Source organism: Stenotrophomonas sp. GD04145 (assembly GCF_029835135.1).
Taxonomy (GTDB): Bacteria; Pseudomonadota; Gammaproteobacteria; order Xanthomonadales; family Xanthomonadaceae; genus Stenotrophomonas; species Stenotrophomonas maltophilia_P.
In genome coordinates this window covers 62,666-80,580 of the sequence record NZ_JAODZG010000016.1, presented here as the reverse complement: position 1 = coordinate 80,580, position 17,915 = coordinate 62,666, and the positions used below count along the sequence as shown (strand labels likewise).

Annotated in this window: 17 protein-coding genes; 14 read left to right on the top strand and 3 right to left on the bottom strand. The window is 67.4% G+C overall.

The features are described from left to right. Both N7367_RS10630 and N7367_RS10625 read right to left on the bottom strand, forming a co-directional pair. Positions 1-2,240 (bottom strand): TonB-dependent siderophore receptor (locus N7367_RS10630; protein WP_279942355.1); only part of this gene is annotated, 2,240 nt, incomplete at its 3' end. A 218-nt stretch (positions 2,241-2,458) separates the two neighbouring features. Continuing rightward, positions 2,459-3,667: an MFS transporter gene (locus N7367_RS10625; RefSeq protein ID WP_279942354.1), complete on the bottom strand. Its 1,209-nt coding sequence runs from the start codon at positions 3,665-3,667 to the stop codon at positions 2,459-2,461. A gap of 81 nt (positions 3,668-3,748) precedes the next feature. Here N7367_RS10625 and N7367_RS10620 point away from each other — a divergent pair, with 81 nt between their 5' ends. From N7367_RS10620 to map, 9 genes are all read left to right on the top strand, one after another. Further along, positions 3,749-4,177: a helix-turn-helix domain-containing protein gene (locus tag N7367_RS10620; RefSeq protein WP_279942353.1), complete on the top strand. Its 429-nt coding sequence runs from the start codon at positions 3,749-3,751 to the stop codon at positions 4,175-4,177. Between the two features lie 99 nt (positions 4,178-4,276). After that, on the top strand, positions 4,277-4,612 hold the full coding sequence (locus N7367_RS10615; RefSeq protein ID WP_206733992.1) for a hypothetical protein: 336 nt from the start codon (positions 4,277-4,279) through the stop codon (positions 4,610-4,612). Beyond that, positions 4,609-6,180 carry a PepSY-associated TM helix domain-containing protein gene (locus N7367_RS10610; RefSeq protein ID WP_279942352.1) on the top strand — a complete coding sequence of 524 codons (1,572 nt, stop codon included), beginning with the start codon at positions 4,609-4,611 and terminating at the stop codon, positions 6,178-6,180. Before N7367_RS10615 ends, N7367_RS10610 begins: the two co-directional genes overlap by 4 nt. Next, complete coding sequence (locus tag N7367_RS10605) at positions 6,177-6,476, top strand: DUF3325 domain-containing protein (RefSeq protein WP_279942351.1); 300 nt, start codon at positions 6,177-6,179, stop codon at positions 6,474-6,476. Before N7367_RS10610 ends, N7367_RS10605 begins: the two co-directional genes overlap by 4 nt. Positions 6,477-6,504: 28 nt before the next feature. Continuing rightward, entirely contained in the window at positions 6,505-8,706 is a 2,202-nt protein-coding gene (locus N7367_RS10600) for a TonB-dependent siderophore receptor (protein WP_279942350.1), read from the top strand. A 137-nt stretch (positions 8,707-8,843) separates the two neighbouring features. Further along, positions 8,844-9,974 (top strand): metallophosphoesterase, encoded by a 1,131-nt coding sequence (locus N7367_RS10595; RefSeq protein WP_279942349.1) that lies wholly within the window; start codon positions 8,844-8,846, stop codon positions 9,972-9,974. A 62-nt stretch (positions 9,975-10,036) separates the two neighbouring features. After that, the gene (locus tag N7367_RS10590) at positions 10,037-10,396 is read left to right on the top strand and encodes a VOC family protein (RefSeq protein ID WP_279942348.1); all 360 of its coding nucleotides are present in this window, start codon (positions 10,037-10,039) and stop codon (positions 10,394-10,396) included. Between the two features lie 70 nt (positions 10,397-10,466). After that, on the top strand, positions 10,467-10,679 hold the full coding sequence (locus tag N7367_RS10585; RefSeq protein ID WP_279942347.1) for a ParD-like family protein: 213 nt from the start codon (positions 10,467-10,469) through the stop codon (positions 10,677-10,679). A 7-nt stretch (positions 10,680-10,686) separates the two neighbouring features. Beyond that, on the top strand, positions 10,687-11,469 hold the full coding sequence (map, locus tag N7367_RS10580; RefSeq protein WP_279942358.1) for a type I methionyl aminopeptidase: 783 nt from the start codon (positions 10,687-10,689) through the stop codon (positions 11,467-11,469). On the opposite strand, the gene N7367_RS10575 is transcribed toward map, so the two are convergent. Next, entirely contained in the window at positions 11,466-12,080 is a 615-nt protein-coding gene (locus N7367_RS10575) for a LysE/ArgO family amino acid transporter (RefSeq protein ID WP_279942346.1), read from the bottom strand. The genes map and N7367_RS10575 overlap by 4 nt on opposite strands. A 106-nt stretch (positions 12,081-12,186) precedes the next feature. Here N7367_RS10575 and N7367_RS10570 point away from each other — a divergent pair, with 106 nt between their 5' ends. From N7367_RS10570 to N7367_RS10550, 5 genes are all read left to right on the top strand, one after another. Beyond that, on the top strand, positions 12,187-13,080 hold the full coding sequence (locus N7367_RS10570) for a LysR family transcriptional regulator ArgP (protein ID WP_279942345.1): 894 nt from the start codon (positions 12,187-12,189) through the stop codon (positions 13,078-13,080). 132 nt (positions 13,081-13,212) lie between these two features. Next, the gene (locus N7367_RS10565) at positions 13,213-14,565 is read left to right on the top strand and encodes a TolC family protein (RefSeq protein WP_279942357.1); all 1,353 of its coding nucleotides are present in this window, start codon (positions 13,213-13,215) and stop codon (positions 14,563-14,565) included. Beyond that, positions 14,558-15,568, top strand: a complete 1,011-nt coding sequence (locus N7367_RS10560) for an efflux RND transporter periplasmic adaptor subunit (RefSeq protein WP_053517366.1) — start codon at positions 14,558-14,560, stop codon at positions 15,566-15,568. Before N7367_RS10565 ends, N7367_RS10560 begins: the two co-directional genes overlap by 8 nt. Continuing rightward, a complete protein-coding gene (locus tag N7367_RS10555; protein ID WP_065174649.1) occupies positions 15,553-16,740 on the top strand; it encodes an ABC transporter permease in 1,188 nt (395 codons plus the stop codon). Before N7367_RS10560 ends, N7367_RS10555 begins: the two co-directional genes overlap by 16 nt. Continuing rightward, positions 16,737-17,861, top strand: a complete 1,125-nt coding sequence (locus N7367_RS10550) for an ABC transporter permease (protein ID WP_279942344.1) — start codon at positions 16,737-16,739, stop codon at positions 17,859-17,861. Before N7367_RS10555 ends, N7367_RS10550 begins: the two co-directional genes overlap by 4 nt. Positions 17,862-17,915: the final 54 nt, after the last annotated feature.

Below are 17,915 nucleotides of genomic sequence, written 5' to 3'. Positions count from 1 at the left end.
AAACGCAGGCTGGCCCAGTATGCGCGGCCCGGCTCGTTGTAGGTCGCCGCGCCAGCGTCGCTGCTGTTGGCTTCGCGGAACAGGCGCTTATCGGCCAGGTTGTTCACGCCGAAACCGAAGCTGACCGTCCCGGCAACCCTGTAGCGCGCGCTCACGCCCCAGATGTTGTATGCCCCCCGATCCTGCAGCACCACCGACGGATCGCAGCTTCCGGTGCAGCGAGGATCGTTGTTGATGTTGGTGGTGGCCGGCTCCTGCCTGCCGTAGAAGGTGCCGGTGAGCAGCAGCGACAGCTTTTCGGTGGCCTGCCAGTCCAGCATCGTGTTGACCGTGTACCGCGGTATCACCGACAGCGGCTGGCCGGTGCTCTTGTTCTCGTTCTCCACCATGTAGGTGAAGTTGCTGCTCCACTTCAGCCGGTCGCCCTGCTCGCCCAGCAGCGGCACCACCAGGTTGCCCTCCAGGCCCTGCACGATGGCCTTCGGTGCATTTTCCCAGCGGAAGATCCGGCCACGGGTATCGGCGGTGAGGCCGACCTGGGTATACCCGGCCTCGATCTTGTCCTTGTAGTCGTTGTGGAAGTAGGTCAACGAGGCCTGCCAGCCACTCTGCGGAGCCCATTCCACGCCCAGTTCCTTGTTCAGGCTGGTCTCGGCGTCCAGCTCCGCGTTGCCCTGCAGGTAGCAGCCCGCGCCCAGGCTCGGCAGTGCGTTGGGACAGCCGTTGCCACGGGTGTAGTACAGGTAGTCCGGATTGGACTGGTAGAGGTTGGGAGCCTTGAACGCGCGTGCGATGCCGCCCTTCACCACCCAGTCGCCATTGATGCGGAACTGCGCATTGAGGCTGGGGCTGGCGTTGTTGCCGAACTGGCTGTGGTGGTCGAAGCGCAGGCCCGGCGTCACGATCCAGCGTTCACCCAGGTAGATGTTGTCTTCGACGAAGACCGCAGTGGTCTGCGCATCGGACTTGCCGCGCGCGCGATCGGCCGACAGGCCCGGCAGGCCACCGCCACTGCTGCCGGACTGGCTCATCGAATACGGATCGGTCAGGCGGCTGTCGAGATGCTCGAAGCCCAGCGTCCAGACATTCTCCGCCGCGCCGATCGTGGTCGGGAAACTGACCTCGCCATCGAGCTGGTAATTGCGCAGGCGGGAGGTGGACCAGTCGGTGCCGTTGAAGCTGCCCTCGGGGCCACCGGCCAGGCCTTCGTTGATGCGCGAATTGTTGACCGCTTCCACCGCAGCAGTAACGCGCGAGGTCACATCGCCCCAGCGGCCACGATGGGTGATCGCCCCGGTGGTGCGGTACATGCGGTTGGTCTCTGCCTCGCTCTCGGCCAGCGCCGCCAGATCGACCGGCGTGGAGGTACCGGTGTTGCTCACGGCACGGTCGCCCGCATAGATGTTGCCCTGGCGGCTGGTACCGGCTTCGAATTCCACCACCTGGCCGGCGTTGATGTCCCAGCGCAGCAGCGCGTTGACATCGCGGTTCTTGACGCCCTCGCGGCCTGCGGGAGGTACGGTGCCCGGCGCGGTGGCGAACGCGCGATTGAGTTCGAGCGAATCCGCGTCGGTCCTGTTGAGGTTGCCATACAGGCGGAAGGACAACGCATCGGTCATCGGGCCGCTCAGCTGCAGGCCCACGCGCTCACTGCCACCTTCGGCACTGTGCTCGGGTACCAGTCCGTACAGGTCGACCGCTCCGGTCAGATCGCCCGTCGGCCGCTTGGTGATGATGTTGACCACGCCGCCGGAGGCGCCGGATCCATAACGCGCCGCTGCCGGACCGCGCAGCACTTCGATGCGCTCGATCATCTCCGCCGGCACCCAGTTGGTGTCGCCACGGGTATTGCGCTCACCGCTGCGGCCCATGCGCACGGCGTCGCGGGCGCCGACGCGTTTGCCGTCCACCAGGATCAGCGTGTTCTCCGGCCCCATGCCGCGCAGGTCGATCTGGCGGTTGTTGCCATACTGGCCGGACGCACTGTTGCCGGTGAGATTGACACCGGGCATGGTCCGCAGCAGCTCGGCGATGTCGTTGGCAGGAGGACGGCGCGCAATGTCCTCCGCGGTGATGGTCGATGTACCCAGGGCCTGACGCGCGATCTGCGAGGCGGTGACGTGTACCGTATCGATATCGGTCGCGTCGGTCTGCGCATGGGCACCCAGGGCACTGCCCGCAAGCAGGGCAGCAACGGCAAGCGCCAACGGGCGCGGCGGCGGAACAAGGACGGCAGACATCTTCAACACCTTCTGGCAGGGCAACGGGACCTCTGGCAAAGGGCTTGAGGCGACGACGGGGGGAGTGGGAGCGGCGCCGCACATCTTCCGCAGGCCGGTCCATGCGCGCATTCTCCCATCAATGCGATTGATTCTCAAATGCGTCAACTCAGTGCAAGCGCTTCGCAAATGTGCATGGGGCCAAGTACGCTCATTCGCCGTACCCCTGCTGATGGGTACTACGCAGGGGGCCGATGGCCGCCGGGGTGACGCGCTGCCGGTGCAGCGGCATGCAACGCCCACCATGCCAGCGCTGTCACCGCGATGCCTGCACCGAGTGCACAGACCCTGGTCCAGCCGTGGTGCGCCTGCATCCACGTACCGGCCGCAGCACCGGCGCCGCTGCCGACCGCGTAGAACAGCATGTACAGCGCCACCAGGCGACCGTGCTGTTCGGCAGGCGCGCGCAGCAGCAACGCCTGGTTGGACACATGCAGAGCCTGCCCTCCCAGATCGAGCACCACCACGCCCAGCAGCAGCCATGCCAGGGCATGCGGCAGACCCAACAGGGGCCACCACGCAAGCAGCATCAGCAGCAGCGCCCCCAGGCTCACCCGCAGGCAGAAACCCTGATCCATCCAGTGCCCCACCCGCGCAGCCAACAACGCACCGACCATGCCTGCCAGACCGAGCGCGCCGATGGCCGCGGTCGACCAGTTCATCGGTGATGCCGACAGGGGCAACGGTACGGCCGCCCAGAACACGTTGAGGCCGGCGAACAGCAGCAGCGCCAGAGGGCCACGCTCGCGCAGCGTGCGATCACTGCGCAGCATCGTCATCATCGAGCCGAGCAGCGCGCGCCAGGCCGGCGGCTGCGAGGGAACCGGCACGGCAGGCAGGCGTCGCCACAGCAGCATCGCCAACGCCGCCATCATCACTGCTGACAGCAGGTACACCGCGCGCCAGCCGGCCAGGGCCGCCACCGCGCCGGATACCACACGCGCAGCCAGCAGGCCGATGAACACCCCGCCCTGCACCATGCCAACCACGCGCCCCCGCTGCCCCGACGGTGCCAGCGTGGCTGCATAGGCGATGAGTCCCTGGGTGAGCGCCGTCCCGAGCAGGCCCGCCAGCAGCATGCCCCCCAGCAGCCAGGCGGTACTGCGTGCTGCCGCCAGTCCCAGCAGCACCATCACCAGTGCCAGCAGCTGCACGCGCAGCAGGCGGCGACGATCGCCGCGGTCGGCCAGCGGCAGCAGGCCGAGCAGGGCCAGCACGCTGCCGGCCTGGGTGGCGGCAACCACAGCGCCGGCCGTCGCGCGCTCCATGGCGAAGGCCTGCGCCAGGCGCTCCAGCAGCGGCTGTGCGTAATAGACATTGGCCACACTCGCACCCGCCGCGATGGCCAGCAGGCCCAACAGGGCGCGCGGAAGGACGGAAACGGGCATGAATGTGGTTGCATATTGAAACTGGATGCACCCTATCGACAATGGTTTTAAAATGCAACCACATCGTCACGAGCCTTGCCCATGCATGCCGACAGCCCCTGCCCCGTTGCCCGCAGCGCCGATCTGCTCGGTGATCGCTGGGCCCTGCTGATCATCCGCGATGCCTTTGATGGCGTTACCCGCTTCAGTGACTTCCAGCGCAGCCTCGGCGCAGCGCGCAACATCCTCAGCGACCGCCTGCGGCGTCTGGTCGAGGCCGGGCTGCTCCTGCAGCAACCTGCCAGCGATGGCAGCGCCTACCAGCAGTACGTGCTGACCGCGGCAGGACGCGATCTGTTCCCACTGCTGGTGGCCCTGCGCCAATGGGGCGAACGCCATCGTTTCGCTCCCGACGAGGTGCATTCCACGCTGGTTGAACGTGGCAGCGGCCGCGTCCTGCCCTACATGCAGCCCCAGGACGCGGCCGGCCACACCATCGCGCCCGCGCAGACGGTGGTCCGCAAGCGCTGAAAAATGGGACGCCCCCCCCCCGAATGGGGGACTCGACAGCGCTACCGGTGTCAAATAGCATTCGCTCGCAATTGCACTCGATTCCTATTGACATCGGCGATGGCCGCTCCCACTTCTTCTCCCACCGCCGCCGCCCCGGTCGCCAAGCGCATGCCGCGCGGTAACGGCCATGCCCTGTTGTGGGCACGTGGCCTGCTTGGCCTGCTCGGTGGCTATGCCGTGGCCGCGTGCTGGGCCGCCGCCCTGGCGCGCCTGCTGCCCGGTGCCAAAGCCGACGCCACCCTGGTGGCCACCATGTCCGCCTTCGTGGTGTATGTGCTGGCCGCGATCTGGGCGTACGCCGCACGCAGCACCCTGCGCGCCACGCTGGGCCTGGTGATTGCTGGCGGCCTGGGGGCATGGCTGGCCTGGCTGCTGCGCGGGGGCGTCGCATGAGCAACCTCGGGGGCATCCGCCAATCGCAATCGGTGCTGCACACCTGGTCCGGCCTGGTGGTCGGCTGGGTCCTGTTCCTGATCTTCATCGCCGGTACCGCTGCGTACTGGAAGGAAGAACTGACCCGCTGGATGCAGCCGGAAATCGGCCTGCCTGCCGACAGCGCTGCAGCGGTCACCCAGGCACAAGCCTTCCTCGCCCGCACCGCACCCGATGCACAGCGTTGGAGCATCGAACTTCCCGATGCGCGCAGCAGCGCCACGGCCGTCAGCTGGCAGCCACAGGGCGAGAAGGAACGCCGCCGCGGCCAGCGCAATCCGAACCAGGCGACGCTGGATGCAGATGGCAACCCGGTACAGGTGCGTGAGACGCGTGGCGGCAACTTCTTCTACCGCCTGCACTTCGATCTGCACTACGTGCCGGTCCTGTGGGCGCGCTGGTTCATCAGTGCATGTTCGATGCTGATGCTGATCGCGCTCATCAGCGGGGTCATTACCCACAAGAAGATCTTTACCGACTTCTTCACCTTCCGCCGTGGCAAAGGCCAGCGCAGCTGGCTGGACGGTCACAACGCGCTGGCCGTTCTGTCACTGCCTTTCCACCTGATGATCACCTACACCGGGCTGATCACACTGATGACGCTGTACATGCCGTGGGCGGTGGATGCCAACTACCCCGGCGGCCGCGACGCGTTCTTTGCCGAACTGTTCCCGCGCGCGGAGAAGGCCGAGGCCAGCGGTGTGGCCGCAACGACGCCCGTGCTGGCGGGAATACTGCGCCGCGCTGAACTGCAATGGGGCGGCGGCCATGCGGCATCACTGCAGATCGAACACCCTGGTGATGCGGCCATGCGCATCATCGTGCGCCGCCAACAGGGTGACCAGATTGCCGGTACCGCCGATACGCTCAGCTTCGATGCCCACGGCAATCTGCTGGACGCCGCCGCGCCGCGCTCGGCCGCCGTCATCACCCGCGACGGCATGATCGGCCTGCACGCGGCGCGCTTCGCCCCCGTCACGATGCGCTGGCTGTTCTTCCTCTCCGGTGTGGCCGGCACGCTGATGGTAGCCACCGGGCTGGTGCTGTGGACAGTGAAGCGGCGCGCACAGCTGCCCGATCCTGAGCGGCCACACCTGGGCTTCCGCATCGTCGAGCGGCTGAACATCGGCTTCGTCACGGGCCTGCCCGTGGCCATGCTCGCCTTCCTGTGGGGCAACCGACTGCTGCCGCTGGACGTGGCCAACCGCAGCGATGCCGAAGTGAAGGTGTTCTTCTACGCCTGGGCCGCCTGCGTGGCGCACGCGATACTGCGCGCGCCACGTCGTGGCTGGGTCGAACAGCTGGCGCTGGCCGGCGTGCTGGCACTGGGGCTGCCGCTCTACAACCTGGTGGCCTGGCACGGTGGCGCGGTATCTGCACTTGCTGCCGGCGATGGCGCCAAGGCAGGCATCGATATCGGCCTGCTGCTGATCGGCACTGGCCTGCTGTGGGCCGCGCGCAAGGTGCATCGCTTCGTGCCGGCACAGCGCCGGCCACGCCCCGCGCGCACCGCCGAGGCCGGCGCATGAGCGTGCTCGCACTGCTGCTGGCTGCTGCCGCTTTCGCCTGCCTGGCCATGGCGATGGAACGTCACCACCGCGATGTCGCCGGCCATGCGCCCCCCGCGCCGCGCCGGCGCCTGCTGCAGGCCCTGGGCGTGCTCGGGCTGACAGCCAGCCTGCTGACCAGCATCGCGGCGTGGGGCGTGGCACAAGGTTTCGTTGGTTGGTGTGGCGTGCTCGCCGCCGGTGCCGGTGCGATGGTGCTCTGGCTCAGTTTCCGTAGCCCGGCCAAGCCGGCGCCACGCCCGTCTTCCCGTTCCTGATACAGAAACAGAGGTTTCCACCATGTACATGACGTCCTCTGGCGCGCTGCGCCGGAATGCCTTGGCTTTGTCGATCGCCTGCGCCGCCGCGCCGGCCTTCGCCCAGGACAGCGCGCCGACCACCACCGAACTGGACCGGGTGATGGTCACCCAGCGCACAGAGGGCTACCAGGTCTACGGCACCAATACCGCCACCAAGCTGCCGCTGACCCTGCGCGAAACCCCGCAGTCGCTCACCGTGTTCACTCGCCAGCGCATCGAGGATTTCAACCTCATCACCATTTCCGAGGTGCTGCAGCAGACCCCGGGCGTGACCATCCAGTCCTATGACAGCAACCGCACGCTGTTCAACGCACGCGGCTTTGCCATCAACAACTTCATGTTCGATGGCATCCCCACCAACTACACCACCGGTGCGGGCGGCAACTCGATCCTCAGTGACACCTCCATCTACGAGCGCATCGAAGTGGTGCGCGGCGCCAGTGGCCTGGTCACCGGCTCGGGCAACCCGTCGGCCACGGTGAACATGGTGCGCAAGCGCCCGACCGAAACCTTCCAGGCCAGCACCAGCGTCAGCGCCGGTTCGTGGGATTACAAGCGCGCCGAAGTGGATGTATCCGGCCCGCTCAGCAAGGGCGGCCGCGTGCGTGGACGCTTCGTCGGCGCCTACACCGACAAGGAAAGCTGGGTGCGCTTCCAGCACGACACGTCGCCCAGCCTGTATGGCGTGATCGAAGCCGACCTGACCGACAGCACCCGTCTGCGCGCCGGTATCGATTACCTGGAGACCGGCTCCGATGGTGGCGCCTGGAGCGCCTCGCCGCTGTACTTCCGCGATGGCACGCGCGCGCACATGCCGCGTTCCTACAGCGCTGCCGCACGCTGGAACGAATGGAACCGCGAGAGCACCAACTACTTCGCCACCCTGGAACAGCAGTTCGGTGCCGGCTGGAGCGGCCGCCTGGCCTACAACCACCGCGCCACCGACACCGACTCGCTGCTGCTGGCCGGTTCCAACACCGGCAACTGGGCCGACGCGACCACCGGCCTGGGCCTGCGCATTGCCGATACCTATTCGGTGTCCGAAACCCGTGAGGATGCGTTCGACCTGTACGCTTCCGGCCCGTTCCAGCTGTTCGGCCGTTCGCATGAACTGGTGGTGGGCATCAACCACTACGACCGCGACCTGGACACCATCCGCGCCGGCATCACCTCGCGCCCGTACAACGTAGCCGCCTTCCCAAGCATCTTCAGCTGGGATGGCAACATCGGCAAGCCGACCACCTACGACTACGGCATTCCGTCCAGCACGGTGAACACCACCGAGACCGGCTACTACGCCGCGGTGCGCCTGAGCCCGATCGATCCGCTGAAGATCATCGCGGGCGCGCGCTACTCCGATTACCGCACTACCACCGACAACTACAACACCGACGGGGTGTTCACCAGCCGCAGCGCGCGCACCACCGCGCACGAGCTGACCCCCTACGTGGGCGTGCTGTATGACCTGAGCAGCAGCATCACCGCCTTCGCCAGCTACTCGGACGTGTTCCAGGCCACCGCGCGCCGCGACATCAACAACCAGCTGCTCGACCCGACCACCGGCGGCAACTACGAGTACGGCCTGAAGAGTGAATTTTTCGACGGCCGCCTCTACGCCTCGTTGAACGGCTTCTACATGAAGCAGGACAACGTGGCCGAGCTGGACCCCAGCGGCGGCGAGATCAAGCTGCCCGATGGCAGCTCGCCCTACATCGCCAGCAAGGGCATCACCACCCAGGGTGGCGAGTTCGAGGTGTCCGGCTCGATCACCGACCACTGGAGCATGACCGGCGGCTACACCTACAGTTACAGCAGCAACCCCGATGGAAGCCGCTTCGCCAGCACCAGCCCGATGCATCTGGCGCGCTTCAACACCACTTACAGCCACGGCCAGTGGACGGTCGGCGGTGGGTTCAGCGTGCAGAGCGATATCTACCAGATGCAGCCGATCCCCACCGGCCGGTTCAATGCCAACGGGACCCCGGTCACCGCCACCGGCAAGATGAGCCAGGGCGGGTATGTGCTGTTCGACCTGATGGGACGCTTTCGCATCAACGACAACCTGAGCGTGGGCGTGACGGTTACCAACCTGTTCGACAAGGTGTATTACCGCAATGTCGGCTTCTTCAACTCGGGCTACTGGGGCGAGCCGCGCCGCGTGCTGTTCAACCTGCGCGCGAAGTTCTGATGCCACCGCGCGGCGTCGGCCACCCGATCCCGCACAGTGACCCCCACCTTCGGCGCATGTTGCCAGGATAGGCAACGGGATAGCATCACAGGCGGGCCTGCGGGCCCGCCTTATCGTTGCCTGCCGAGGAACCGCCCATGCTGCGCCACCCCTTGCCCCGATCTGCCCTGCTGCTGATGGCGCTGGCCCTGCTGCTGGCTGCATCCTCGCTGCAGGCACGTGAGGTGGCCGCACCGGCCGAGCACGTGGACGCCGATGGTCCCTACGTGTTCCGTGTGGGCGACCGGCTGCGCGCCACGTGGATCTGCGGCGACCAGGTGCAGCGGCGCACCCTGCCCGCCAATGCCAGCGGCACGGAGTTCGTTCCGCAGTGCGGCTACGGCCACAGCGTGCACGTGCTGCCACCGGTCGCGCCCTCGGTGTCGGAGCTGCCTGCGGTACCGCGCATCGTCGCCCTGTCCGACATCCACGGCCAGTACGACCTGCTGGTACGACTGCTGCGCGCCCACCATGTGATCGATGCGCAGGACCGCTGGGCCCTCGGCCAGGACACCCTGGTGGTCGCTGGCGACGTGTTCGATCGCGGCCCGCAGGTCACCGAAGCGTTCTGGCTGTTGTATGGCCTGCAGCAGCAGGCGGCGGCCGCCGGCGGTGCGGTGCACTTCGTGCTCGGCAACCACGAGACCATGGTCCTGTACGACGACCTGCGCTATGTCAATCCGAAGTACCTGCGCAGTGCGCAGCTGCTCGGGCGCAGCTATCCGCAGCTGTACGGCGCTGATTCGGTGATCGGGCAATGGCTGCGGACGCGGCCGGTGCTGCTGAAGATCGGCGACACCCTGTTCCTGCATGGCGGCATCTCGCCCGAAGCGGTGGAACTGGCACTGCACCCGGCACGCACCAATGCCGCCTACCAGGCCTCGCTGGGATTGCCCAAGGCCGAAGTGAAGGCCGACCCCGCAACTGCGCCGCTGTACGACGGCAAGACCAGCCCCATCTGGTACCGCGGCTACTTCGATGGGCGTCTCGATGCACGGGGCGTGCAGGACGTGCTCGACACGCTGCAGCTCAAGCGCATCGTGGTCGGCCACACGTCGATGCCGCATGTCAGCACGTTCCATGGTGATCGCGTGATCGCCATCGACAGCAGCATCAAGAACGGCGAGAACGGCGAGCTGCTGTTCATCGAGGATGGCCGGCTCAGCCGCGGTCTGCTGGACGGCTCACGGGTGCCGCTGGTCCAGGGGCAACCCGGCCTGCGGGACTGACTGCGAAGGTAGCGGCACCCTGCCGGCGATACACTGCCGGCTCACCCCTGCGAGCCACCATGATGCGCCAGACCGTCATCCCGCAGCTGCGCATGCGCCACGCCGATGCCAGCCTGCCCTTCTACGTGCAGGGCCTGGGCTTCGTCGTCGACTGGGAACATCGGTTCGAGCCGGGGTTTCCGTTGTTCGCCCAGCTCACCCGCGACGGCCAGACGCTGTTCCTCACCGAGCACAGCGGCGACTGCGAAATGGGCGGCGCGGTCTACTTCATCGTCGAGGATGTCGACGCGCTGCACCGCGCCTTCAGTGCCGCTGGGGTACCGGTCGAACAGCCGCCGCATGACACCGAGTGGGGCAGCCGCGAGATGCTGCTGCTCGATCCGGACCACAACCGCCTGCGCTTCGCCACCGCAACGGACTGAGTCCTCGCACGCTTGAGAGGGATATACGAAACATATACGATACGTATCTTCCTCCTATCTGGATCCGCCCATGGGCATCGTCAACATCGATGACACCCTGCACGACCAGCTGCGCCGTGCCTGCACCGTCTCCAGCCGCTCGATCAACGCCCAGGCCAGTTTCTGGATCCGCGTGGGCATGCTGTGCGAAATGAACCCGACGCTGAGCTTCCAGGACATCGTGGCCAGCGAACTGCGCGCCGCCGGCGTGCAGCCACAGCGGCTGGCACCCGCACGGGCCTGACGTGAGCATCATCAAGCGGCCCGACGAGATCGTGCTGATGGCCGAATCCGGCCGCCTGCTGGCACAGGTGTTCGCCGCGCTCGACAGATGGCCGCTGCAGGGTCGCAGCACGATGGAGATCAACGACTTCGTCGAACGGATGATCGTCGACGAGCTGCAGGCGCGGCCTGCCAGCAAGGGCCAGTATGGCTTTCCGTACGTGCTCAACACCTCCATCGACAACGTGGTCTGCCACGGGGTGCCCAGTACCGCAGACGTGCTGCGCGAGGGCCAGATCGTGAATCTCGACATCACCCTGGAAAAGAACGGCTACATCGCCGATTCCAGCACCACCTACCCGGTCGGCGCGGTCACCCCTTCCGCACGGCGGCTGGTGCGGACCGCCTACGAAGCGATGTGGAAAGGCATCGCCGTGGTACGGCCCGGCGCGCGCCTGGGCGACATCGGCCACGCCATCGCCCGCTACGCACGCCGCCACGGCTACAGCGTAGTAAAGGAATACTGCGGCCATGGCATCGGCCGGGAGATGCACGAAGAACCGCAGATCCTGCATTACGGCCATCCCAACACCGGCAGGGTGCTGGAAGAAGGCATGGTGTTCACCATCGAACCGATGCTCAACCAGGGCAGGCCGGCGATCCGCCAGCGCGCGGGCGAATGGCCGGTCTATACCCGCGACGGCACGCTGTCGGCACAGTTCGAGCACACCGTGGCCGTGACCCGCAAGGGCGTGCGGGTGCTGACGCTACGCCCCGACGAGACGCCGTTGTGCGCGGTGGACGCGGCCTAGAGCGGACGCAACAGCAACAGGGTGGCGAGGCAGAACATGAAGATCGCCACTCCGGCATCCAGCACCCTCCACGCGCTCGACCTGCGGAACACCGGCTGCAGCAGGCGCGCGCCATAGCCCAGCGTGCAGAACCAGGCCACGCTGGCCACGCAGGCTCCGGCGGCGAACGCCCAGCGCAGATCGCCCGGATAGCGCGTGGACAGGCTGCCCAGCAGCACCACGGTATCCAGGTAGACGTGCGGGTTGAGCAGGGTGAAGGCCAGGCAGGTCAGCAGTATCTCGCGCCCGCTGCCGCCCTGCGCCTCGGCGGCGGCCAGCGCACTGCCACCACGCCACGCGCGTAGTCCCGCCTGCAGGCCATACCACAGCAGGAACGCCGCACCACCAAAGCGCAGCACCTGCAGCAGCAGCGGCCACCGCAGCACCAGCGCGCCCATGCCACCGATACCGGCCAGTATCAGCACGATGTCCGCACCGGCGCAGGCCAGCACCACCTTTCCCACATGACGCTGCTGCAGGCCCTGCCGCAGTACGAAGGCGTTCTGTGCACCGATGGCGATGATCAGGCCGGCACCTGCGAACAGGCCGGCGGCGGCAGCGGCGATCCACATGGGGACAGGCCTGGCAGGGAGGGGACGCGCAGAGTGCGGCCGCCGCCCCTGTTTAGACAATCTGATTCTTCTTTATCCTGTGCAGAAAAACTGAAGAGGCACCGGCATGGATCTGCTACATCCACAACTGGCTGCGTTTGCTGCGGTGCTGGAGGAAGGCAGCTTCGACGCTGCAGCCCGACGCCTGTCGATCAGCCCGTCGGCGCTGTCGCAACGGATCAAGGCACTGGAGGACCGGCTCGGCCAGGTACTGGTGGTACGTCAGGCACCGTGCCGACCCACCGCCACAGGTGAAGCGCTGCTGCGCAGGGTGCGACCGATGCAGACGCTGGAGGCCGAGGCGCTGGCCGAACTGCTGCCCGAACGCGGCAGCGATGCCCCGCGCACACCGATCCCGTTGGCGGTCAACGACGACTCGCTCGATACCTGGTTCGTGCCGGCCATCGCCGAGCTGCACCAGCGCCATGGCTATCTGTTCGACCTGCGCATGGATGATCAGGACCACACCCTGCAGTTGCTGCGAGATGGCAGCGTGCTCGGCGCGGTCACCGCCGAAAGCCAGCCGGTGAAGGGCTGCAACGTGCATCCGCTCGGCGCCATGCGTTACCACGCCATCGCCTCGCCCGGCTTCGCCCGCCGGCACTTCAGCGAGGGCATGCAGGCTGCGGCGCTGGCACGTGCGCCGATGCTGGTGTTCAACCGCAAAGATGAACTGCAGTGGCGCTTCGTGCGGCGGCTGACCCGTGCGCGGCTGCAGCCACCGCTGCATTATCTGCCCTCCTCGACCGGCTTCGTCGAAGCCGCCGCGTGCGGACTGGGCTGGGGCATGGCCCCGGAAACCCTGGTGGGGCCTGCCGTGCATGCCGGCCGCGTGGTGGTACTGGAACCCCGCCGCTGGCTCGACGTGCCCTTGTACTGGCAGCACGCGGCCGTGCGCTCAAGCACGCTGCAGCACATCACCCAGGCATTGTGCACTGCGGCCAGCGGCGCCCTGCGCTGAGGTCCATACGATGACCGCAGACCCGGGCTTCACGCGTAGACCACTAACGTTTGCTCACTTCTTAACTACAGGAACGGCATGCGTGTGAGCCGCCCACGGACAAGGATGCGCAGCGCGATGGGCGTCGCCGGCATGGCCTTTGCGGCCTGCTTGCCCTTTGCCACGTCAGCGCAGGCCATCACCGATACACCGGCATTGGACTGGGAACAGGCGCGGCAGCGGTTGGAACAGGTTTCCGACGCGCTGGCCGCGGCCGACGCCGCCGTCCGCAACAAGCAGGATCTGCAGGAGGCCACGCGCCTTCTGCGCCTGCCGGAGATCACCGGCGAGGTCCGCCGCCTGCAGTTCCAGAAGACCCTGACCCTGCCACTGGGCTCGCTGGCACCGGTGGCCGAGGCCTTTGGCATCGATTCCCCCCTGTCGTTCACCGAACGCGACTGGCGCACCCGCCCGGTCGTCACCGCTGTGCTGCCGCTGTACACCGGTGGCGTCATTCCTGCCGCACAGCGTGCCGCCAGCGCAGCCCACGAGCAGGCCAGCGCGGAACGCGAAGCACAGCGGCAGTCGTTGACCGTGCAGCTGGCCCAGGCCTACTTCGGCCAGCGCCTGGCCGAGCAGGCGGTGGACGTGCGTCGTGACGTCCGTGATGGCCTGGAACGCCACCTGGCCGATGCGCTGAAGCTGGAGCGCGAAGGCTTCGCCACCCGCGCGCAGCGACTGCAGGCCACCGTCGCGCGCGACAAGGCAGAGCGCGAGTACCAGAAGACCGTCAACGACCTGGCCACGTTGAAGGCCGCGCTGGCCACCCTGCTGCGCAGTGGCGGCGAGGTGCAGCCGGTATCACCCCTGTTCGTGCAGCGCGTGCCGCTGGAGCCGGCCGCCAACTTCGAGCGCATCGCGCAGGCACGGCAACCCCAGATCGCACGGCTGCGGGCCATGGTGGCGCAGGCCGAACAGGGCGTGCGCGTACAACAGGCCAAGCTCAAGCCGCAGATATTCGCCTTTGGCCAGTACGACTTCCGTCGCCGCGACGAGATGCTGACCGATCCGGACTGGGCGTTCGGCATCGGCCTGAAGTACACCTTCCTGTCGCCGAACTCGCGACCGGCGCAGATCAGCGCGGCACGTGCGCAGCAGGAGCAGGCGGAAGCCGGACTGCGCGAAGCCGAGAACCAGGTCGCGCTCGGCGTGCGCAAGGCGTGGAACGAGCTGGAAACGGCACGCCAGCAGTTCGTGCTGCTCGACAGCAGCATCGCCCAGGCACAGGAGAACCTGCGCCTGCAGGAGCTGGCATTCCGCGAGGGGCAGTCCACGTCGCTGGACGTCATCGATGCGCGGCTGGGTCTGGGAGGCGCTCGCGTGGAGCGTGCACAGGCCGCCTACCAGTACGATGTCGCGCTGGCACAGCTGCTGGAGATCAGTGGGCAGATGGACCGCTTCGAGGAATTCCGGCGTCGCGCAGATGAGGTGATCGACCATGAGTGACGTATTGCAGGATGAAGCGACACCACCAGGCAAGCGCCGGCTTGGCCGGATCCTGCTCGTGGTGCTGCTGGTAGTGGTGGCGCTGGGCCTGTGGCTCGCCTGGCGCAGCCCGGCCGACCAGATCCAGGGCATGGCCGACGCGGACACGATCAACGTCGCAGCGAAGATCACCGCCCGTGTCGCCGAGCTGAAGGTTCGCGAAGGCGACCGCGTGCAGGCCGGTCAGGTCGTGTTCCTGCTCGACAGCCCCGAAGTGACGGCGAAGGAACAGCAGGCACGCGGCGCTCTGGCCGCTGCGCAGGCGGTGGCCGACAAGGCTGCCGAAGGTGCGCGCAGTGAGGACATCCGTGCTGCCGAAGCCAATTGGAAGCGTGCCGAAGCCGGAGCAACGCTGGCCGAAGCCACCTACCGCCGCGTGCAGAACCTGTTCAACGAAGGGGTGATGACCCGGCAGAAGCGCGACGAAGCACTCGCCCAGTCCACCAGTTCGCGCGAGCTGGCCCGTGCCGCCCGTGCCCAGTACGACATGGCACTGGCCGGTGCGCGGGAACAGGACAAGCGTGCCGCGCAGGGCCAGGTACAGCAGGCGCAGGGCGCCGTGGCCGAAGTGGATGCGGCCCGCGTCGAAGTGGAGGGCCGTGCACCGGTGGCCGGCGAGATCAACAAGCGCATGGCCGATCCCGGCGAGCTGGTACCCGCCGGCTATCCGGTATTCACCCTGGTCGACATCGATCGCATGTGGGTATCGATGAACCTGCGCGAATCACAGATGCAGGGCCTGAAGGTCGGCAGCACGCTGCGTGGCAGCGTGCCGGCCCTCGGTGAGGACAGCGAGTTCAAGGTCTACTTCATCAACCCGGCCGGCGACTATGCCACCTGGCGTACCACCCGGCAGTCGTCCGGCTACGATGTCCGCAGCTTCGAGGTGCGGGTGCGCCCGGTACGCCGCATCGAGGGCTTCCGCCCCGGCATGAGCGTGCTGTTCGCATGGCCCCAGCACTGAGCCCTGGTGGCAACGGCTTTGCTGCTGCCTGGCAGCGCGAGCTGCGGGGTCTTGGTGGCAACCGTGCCGACCTGGCGCTGGTCACGGTGCTGCCGCTGCTGATGCTGGTACTGATGGCCTGGATGTTCACGCCATCGGTCATGCGCGATGTACCCATCGCCGTGGTCGACCTCGATCACAGCAGCGACAGCCGGCAATTGCTGCGCATGCTCGATGCCAGCCCGGGGGTCCGCGTCGCCCGCCAGCCCGCCGACATGGACACCGCGCGCTCGCAGCTGCGCAGCCTGGAGGTGTTCGCAGTGGTGCTGGTGCCGCGCGACGTGACCCGTCAGGCCCTGCGCGGCCGCCAGGGCACGGTGTTCGCCTATTACAACGCCACCTACATGACCACCGGGCAATCGGCCGCGCGCGATATCGCCGATGCGGTGTCGGCCTGGAATGCACGCATGCTGCGCGAGCGCATCGGCCTGCAGGTGGGGCCCGCAAAGCTGCGCGCCGCCCCGATCGCCGTGCAGTCCGACATCCTCTACAACCCTGCACGCAGTTATGAGCTGTTCCTGCTGCCGCTGATCTTCCCGGCCGTCCTGTCGCTGGTGCTGGCACTGGCCGTGGCCGGAAGCGTGGGCCGGGAAATCCGCGATGGCACCCTGCCGGCCTGGCTGGGTGACACCCCGTGGGCCTCGATCGCCGGCAAGCTCGCGCCCTACGTACTGTTGTTCGCGTTGTACGGCACGCTGGGCGTCGGCTACCTCGCATGGCTGCGCGGGGACGGCATCGCCGGCAGTCTGCTCCTGCTGCTGGCTGCGCAGCCGGCGTTCTACCTGGCCACGGCCGCATATGCGTTGTTCTTCGTCGGCCTTGCCCGTGACATGGGTACCGCGCTGTCGGTGGTCGGCCTGACCATCGGCACAGCGCTGGCCTTCTCCAGTGCCACCTTCCCGGTACTGGATGGCCCGCTGTTCACCCGCATCTGGCACCAGCTGCTGCCACTCAGCGCGTACATCAAGGTGCAGACCGAGCAGCAGTTCGTCGGCGCACCGCTGTCCGTCTCGCTGTGGCCCTTGGCCACGCTGGTGTTGATGTCGGTGGTGGCCGGCGGCATCGGCAGCCTGCGGTTGATCGCTTTCGGCCGCACCCCGGAGGCCGCGCGACCGGCCGGAGCCGACGCATGAGCGCGGTCTGGCGCAGCCTGCGGCAGACCCTGCTGGCGGTGCTCGGCGACCGCTATGCCATCGTGGTGATGGTCGGTGCAGTCATCCTGTACTCGTTCTTCTATCCCGCCGCGTACCGCCACCAGGTGGCCGGCAATCTGCCGGTGCTGGTGGTCGACCAGGATCACAGTGCCACCAGCCGCGAACTGCTGCGCATCCTCGATGGCCTGCGCGTGGCGCGCGTGGTTGGCCAGCCGGCGGATCTGGACAGCGCGCGCCGGCAGCTGGAAGCGGGGCATGCCGAAGGCATCGTGCTCATTCCCGCGAACCTGGAGCGCGACATCCTGCGTGGCCAGCCAGCCAAGCTGGTCCTGCTGGGCAATGGCGCCTACCTGGGACGCGCCAGCTGGGTGCTGGGCAGCATCGCCGATGCGCTGGGCACATTCGGCCGCGACGCCGCCGTGACCCAGGCCGCCTTCATGGGCGCGCCGCAGGCAGCGCCGGTCACTCTCGTGCAGCGGCCCCTGTACAACACGCAGGAAGGCTATGGCAGCGCCATCGTACCCGGCGTGGCCGAGCTGATCGTGCACCAGACACTGCTGATGGGCATCGGCGTACTGCTGGGAGGGCGGCGCCTGGTACTGGGCCGCCGGCTGCACTTCGATCTGCCGACCCTGGCAGGCATGGCGATGGGCTTCGGCCTGATCGGGCTGTTCGGCCTGTTCTACTACGCCGGCTTCACCGCCTGGGTACAGGACTACCCGCGCGGCGGAAATCCGCTGGGCCAGCTGCTGGGCGGCACGCTGTTCATTGCCGCCACCGTGGCCTTCGGGCTGTTCATCGGCAGCTTCTTCTGCACCCGCGAACGCGCCTTCCAGTACATCATCGCCACCTCCATTCCGCTGTTCTTCCTCGCCAACCTCTCCTGGCCGGCGGTGATGACGCCCCGCCCGCTGGTGTGGCTGGCGCAGCTGCTGCCGACCACCTCCGGCATCAATCTGATGGTGCGGTTGAACCAGATGGACGCACGCCTGGACGAAGTCAGCCGTGAACTTGCCACGCTCGCGGCGCTGCTGGTGATCTACGGCGGTCTTGCCATCTGGCGGCTGCATGGCAGGCCGTCGGGCGGGGTGCGCCCCTGAGCGCAGACAAACGCCGGCACGGAGCCGGCGTTCGTTGCATCACTACGTGGAAGG

Bases quoted from the DNA above. Each gene is read 5' to 3' on its own strand.
- N7367_RS10550 (WP_279942344.1), top strand. From the start codon at position 16,737: ATGAGCGCGGTCTGGCGCAGCCTGCGGCAGACCCTGCTGGCGGTGCTC.
- N7367_RS10615 (WP_206733992.1), top strand. From the start codon at position 4,277: ATGGCCGCTCCCACTTCTTCTCCCACCGCCGCCGCCCCGGTCGCCAAG.
- N7367_RS10575 (WP_279942346.1), bottom strand. From the start codon at position 12,080: ATGTGGATCGCCGCTGCCGCCGCCGGCCTGTTCGCAGGTGCCGGCCTG.
- N7367_RS10585 (WP_279942347.1), top strand. From the start codon at position 10,467: ATGGGCATCGTCAACATCGATGACACCCTGCACGACCAGCTGCGCCGT.
- N7367_RS10590 (WP_279942348.1), top strand. From the start codon at position 10,037: ATGCGCCAGACCGTCATCCCGCAGCTGCGCATGCGCCACGCCGATGCC.
- N7367_RS10595 (WP_279942349.1), top strand. From the start codon at position 8,844: ATGCTGCGCCACCCCTTGCCCCGATCTGCCCTGCTGCTGATGGCGCTG.
- N7367_RS10555 (WP_065174649.1), top strand. From the start codon at position 15,553: ATGGCCCCAGCACTGAGCCCTGGTGGCAACGGCTTTGCTGCTGCCTGG.
- N7367_RS10560 (WP_053517366.1), top strand. From the start codon at position 14,558: ATGAGTGACGTATTGCAGGATGAAGCGACACCACCAGGCAAGCGCCGG.
- N7367_RS10625 (WP_279942354.1), bottom strand. From the start codon at position 3,667: ATGCCCGTTTCCGTCCTTCCGCGCGCCCTGTTGGGCCTGCTGGCCATC.
- N7367_RS10620 (WP_279942353.1), top strand. From the start codon at position 3,749: ATGCATGCCGACAGCCCCTGCCCCGTTGCCCGCAGCGCCGATCTGCTC.
- N7367_RS10605 (WP_279942351.1), top strand. From the start codon at position 6,177: ATGAGCGTGCTCGCACTGCTGCTGGCTGCTGCCGCTTTCGCCTGCCTG.
- N7367_RS10610 (WP_279942352.1), top strand. From the start codon at position 4,609: ATGAGCAACCTCGGGGGCATCCGCCAATCGCAATCGGTGCTGCACACC.
- N7367_RS10570 (WP_279942345.1), top strand. From the start codon at position 12,187: ATGGATCTGCTACATCCACAACTGGCTGCGTTTGCTGCGGTGCTGGAG.
- N7367_RS10565 (WP_279942357.1), top strand. From the start codon at position 13,213: ATGGCCTTTGCGGCCTGCTTGCCCTTTGCCACGTCAGCGCAGGCCATC.
- N7367_RS10600 (WP_279942350.1), top strand. From the start codon at position 6,505: ATGACGTCCTCTGGCGCGCTGCGCCGGAATGCCTTGGCTTTGTCGATC.